We start from the raw sequence: 3,208 nt of genomic DNA, 5'->3' as shown, positions 1-3,208 counted from the left end.
TCATTGACGTGCCAGAAACCCACTACCTCGACCCCGGTCAGGCCCTCCACCCGGGTGGCGGCCTGGATCAGCTCCTCCGTCGTGAGGCGTTTGCCGTAGCCGGACAGCACATACCGGTCGGCGCAGGCGTTGAAGGTGTTGATGTTGGCCGAAAAGCGCAGTGTAGCAGGCATTCCCGTTCCTCCTTTCCCAGCGCGCGGGGCGCGCAATCATGATGGCCGGCCCTTCAGCGGGGTCGGGTCAGCGAAGCCTTGAACTCGTAGCGGTCGCCGCGCCACACCGCCTCCAGATACTCCACCGGTTCGCCGGTGGCGGCGTACGAGATGCGCTCCATATACAGGACAGCGGTGCACGGCCTGACCTGCAGGAGCTTGCGTTCCTCGGCGGTGGCACAGCGGGCGCGGATGACCTGTTCTCCGCTCCACAGGCGGAGCTTGTAGCGCGTTTCCAGCAGTTGGTAGAGGGATGCGGATAGGTCGTTGCTTTCCAGGTTGGGGCAGAGGCGTGCCGGCAGGAAAGATGTCTGGATGCTGATGGGTTCATCGTCCACAAGGCGCAGCCGGCGGAGCTGGTAGCACTGGTCGCCCTCTGAGAGGGCCAGGGCGGCGGCGATTTTGGCCGGCGGCGTGACCTTTTCCAGCGAAATCACTCGGGTCGTCAGGTTCCAGCCGCGCGCCTGCATGTACTCGGTGGTGGAGACCAGTTGGGTCACCTCCTGCCCGACGCGGCGAGCGACAGCAAAGGACCCCTTGCCCTTTTCTTTATAAATCCACCCCTCGCGCTCAAGGATTTCCAGGGCGCGCCGCACGGTGGTGCGCGTAATGCCGTGCAAGGCGGCCAGCTCGTTTTCGGACGGCAGGCGCCACTTTTCGCCGGGGGGTGGTGTAGCGATCTGGCGTTTCAGTATCTCGGCGAGCTGGATATAGTAGGGTGTGACGCTGTTTTTGTCAATCAGTTCCATGGCAGGTCCTGCTGTCTGCAGGGAGGTAGAAGGCCGGCCGCTCTTGTACACTTATGTACTTGTGTACACAAGTTAGTATAACACAATCCCATGGCGCTGTCAAACTGGCCTGCCAGTTGAAACGGCGCCTGCGGCTTGCCAAGCCGGCCGGGCTGACGGCAGTGAACCTGCCCAGGCAAGCTCCACAGTCACTGCCGCAACTTCAGCCGCCAGGCAGTTTCTTCCCGGTTCTTACTGCAGTTGTGAGGTGCAGTTAGGACAGCGGGTCGCTTTGATGGGAATCTGCGAATAGCAGTATGGGCACTCCTTCGTCGTGGGAGCCGCCGGCTCGGCCGGCTTGGCGGTCCAGCGGTTCACCTGCCGGATAATGAGGAAGAGCACGAATGCCACGATCAGGAAGTTGATGATGGTGTTGATGAAGATACCGTAGTTGATGGTGGGGGCGCCGGCTTGCTGTGCCTCCGCCAGGCTGGCATAGGGCGTCTTGGATAGGTTGATGAAGAGGTTCGAAAAGTCCACTTTCCCCAGCAACAGCCCGATGGGGGGCATGATGATGTCATTGACGAAGGAATTGACAATGGCCCCAAAGGCGGTGCCCAGGATGATGCCAATCGCCAGGTCAATGACACTGCCGCGCATGGCGAACTTCTTGAATTCTTCCCACATGGTGACTGCCTCCTTTAGTAATGGGATTGGTCCACCCGATAGACTGCCGCAAACATCGGTGACGCGGATTCGGCATAGTCGGAATCCCTGCCGGCGTGAGCTTATCCAATCGCGGGCCGGGCTAAAGATGCACCATCAGCGCGTCACGTTCCCAACGGCATGGAAAACACAATTACATGCCACCACAATGCCCCCCAGATGGCAATGCCGGCCTGAGGCCAGCGCGTGGCGATGACAGCCAGCGGAGCGACCAGGCTGTACGATGCGATGTACGGTGTGAGAAGGGGGGTGGCCAGCGCGGCGAGAAGGTGGTCGTCGCGGCGGAGCGCAAGGCCCAGGATGGCAAGGCCAAACGGGATGCCCCACGGCCATGGGGAAAAGGAGCAGGCGTTTTGTGGAAGTATTCGCAGAGCGCAACTGCTGTATCAGTTTCTGCACCACTCTACATGCACCTTATCTTATGCGGCGAACCTATTTCATTCTCCGACACGGCTGTGCTTCCGTTAATGGATATTCAGGATGCGATTGCATAGGACAGAAAAGTGAAATTCAGCCGGCGCGAGCGCTATCCAACCATCGGCGGAGCAAAGCGGCTCGTTCTAGCCGGCCCATTTTGAGATAGGCCTGGTATTCGTATTCCAGGTCCAGCACGGGGATTCTCATCTCATCCAACTCTATCCAGCGACGATGACGCTCCACCAGGACAGGCTCCTCCCATCTTTGCTCATCCGCCAGATATTTCTGAAGGTCGCCCATAATCTCAACTTTGATGCCGTCGATCTCGAGGATGCCGAAGTACGAGCGGATGCGCTCCGATTCGCGAAACGCGACCGGGCTTACCACATACTCGGCGAAGGAGCGCGCGATTTCCAGCGCGCCGTCTTTGTCGGTCTGAAGGTCAATGTCATGGATCGGTAGAGGAACGCCCTGGAGTGCCATACCCAGACTGCCGGTCACTGCCCAATGGATGGGCCGGCCGGCCAGCCGGCTCACAATCTTTTTCAGCACTTGGAGGTATTCGTTAGGTATCATTGTGCCCATTCTTACAATGTCCCTAACTGCGAAGGGGAGCGGTAGCAAGCGCTACGAGTTTGAGTCAGTTACATCATAGTGCATCGGCTAGCCAAAGTCAAGAGGAATGGGACGCGCTGAGCACTTGCGAGAATGAATCGATTGTGTCACAATGGGGCCGGCTCGCGTGCGATACGGCCGGCTGTGAACTGCACCCGGAAAGGCCTTCGCAGTGGATTGGGAACGCTTCCCGCACCGCCGCTATAACCCACTGACCGATGAGTGGGTGCTGGTATCCCCTCAGCGCACCCGCCGGCCCTGGGCCGGCCAGGTGGAGCGCCCGCCGGTCATCTCGCGTCCCGCCTATGACCCGCACTGCTATCTCTGCCCGGGCAACCTGCGTGCCGGCGGCGTCCGCAATCCCCATTATGAGAGCATATTCGTCTTCACGAATGATTTTCCCGCGCTGGAACCTGACACCCCCCACCAAGCCATCGAAGACCACCCACTGCTTCGAGCGCGCGGGGAGCGCGGGACCTGCCGCGTTATCTGCTTTTCCCCGCGGCACGA

General features: G+C 60.0%; 5 protein-coding genes. 1 reads left to right on the top strand and 4 read right to left on the bottom strand.

Going from position 1 to position 3,208, the window contains the following annotated elements; genetic code table 11:
- The 4 genes from H5T60_13435 to H5T60_13420 form a co-directional block, all read right to left on the bottom strand.
- A partial coding sequence (locus H5T60_13435; protein ID MBC7243433.1) for a hypothetical protein occupies nucleotides 1–173 on the bottom strand: 173 nt, incomplete at its 3' end.
- Nucleotides 174–226: 53 nt separating this feature from the next.
- On the bottom strand, nucleotides 227–961 hold the full coding sequence (locus tag H5T60_13430; GenBank protein MBC7243432.1) for a GntR family transcriptional regulator: 735 nt from the start codon (nucleotides 959–961) through the stop codon (nucleotides 227–229).
- Nucleotides 962–1,192: 231 nt separating this feature from the next.
- Complete coding sequence (gene mscL, locus H5T60_13425) at nucleotides 1,193–1,627, bottom strand: large conductance mechanosensitive channel protein MscL (GenBank protein MBC7243431.1); 435 nt, start codon at nucleotides 1,625–1,627, stop codon at nucleotides 1,193–1,195.
- 549 nt (nucleotides 1,628–2,176) lie between these two features.
- Complete coding sequence (locus tag H5T60_13420) at nucleotides 2,177–2,659, bottom strand: hypothetical protein (GenBank protein ID MBC7243430.1); 483 nt, start codon at nucleotides 2,657–2,659, stop codon at nucleotides 2,177–2,179.
- A 211-nt stretch (nucleotides 2,660–2,870) separates the two neighbouring features.
- On the opposite strand from H5T60_13420, the gene galT reads away from it, so the two are divergent.
- On the top strand, nucleotides 2,871–3,208 hold a 338-nt coding region (gene galT, locus H5T60_13415), incomplete at its 3' end, for a galactose-1-phosphate uridylyltransferase (GenBank protein ID MBC7243429.1).

It is taken from the genome of Anaerolineae bacterium (assembly GCA_014360855.1).
Taxonomy (GTDB): domain Bacteria; phylum Chloroflexota; class Anaerolineae; order JACIWP01; family JACIWP01; genus JACIWP01.
This window is presented reverse-complemented; position numbering and strand designations above follow the sequence as displayed.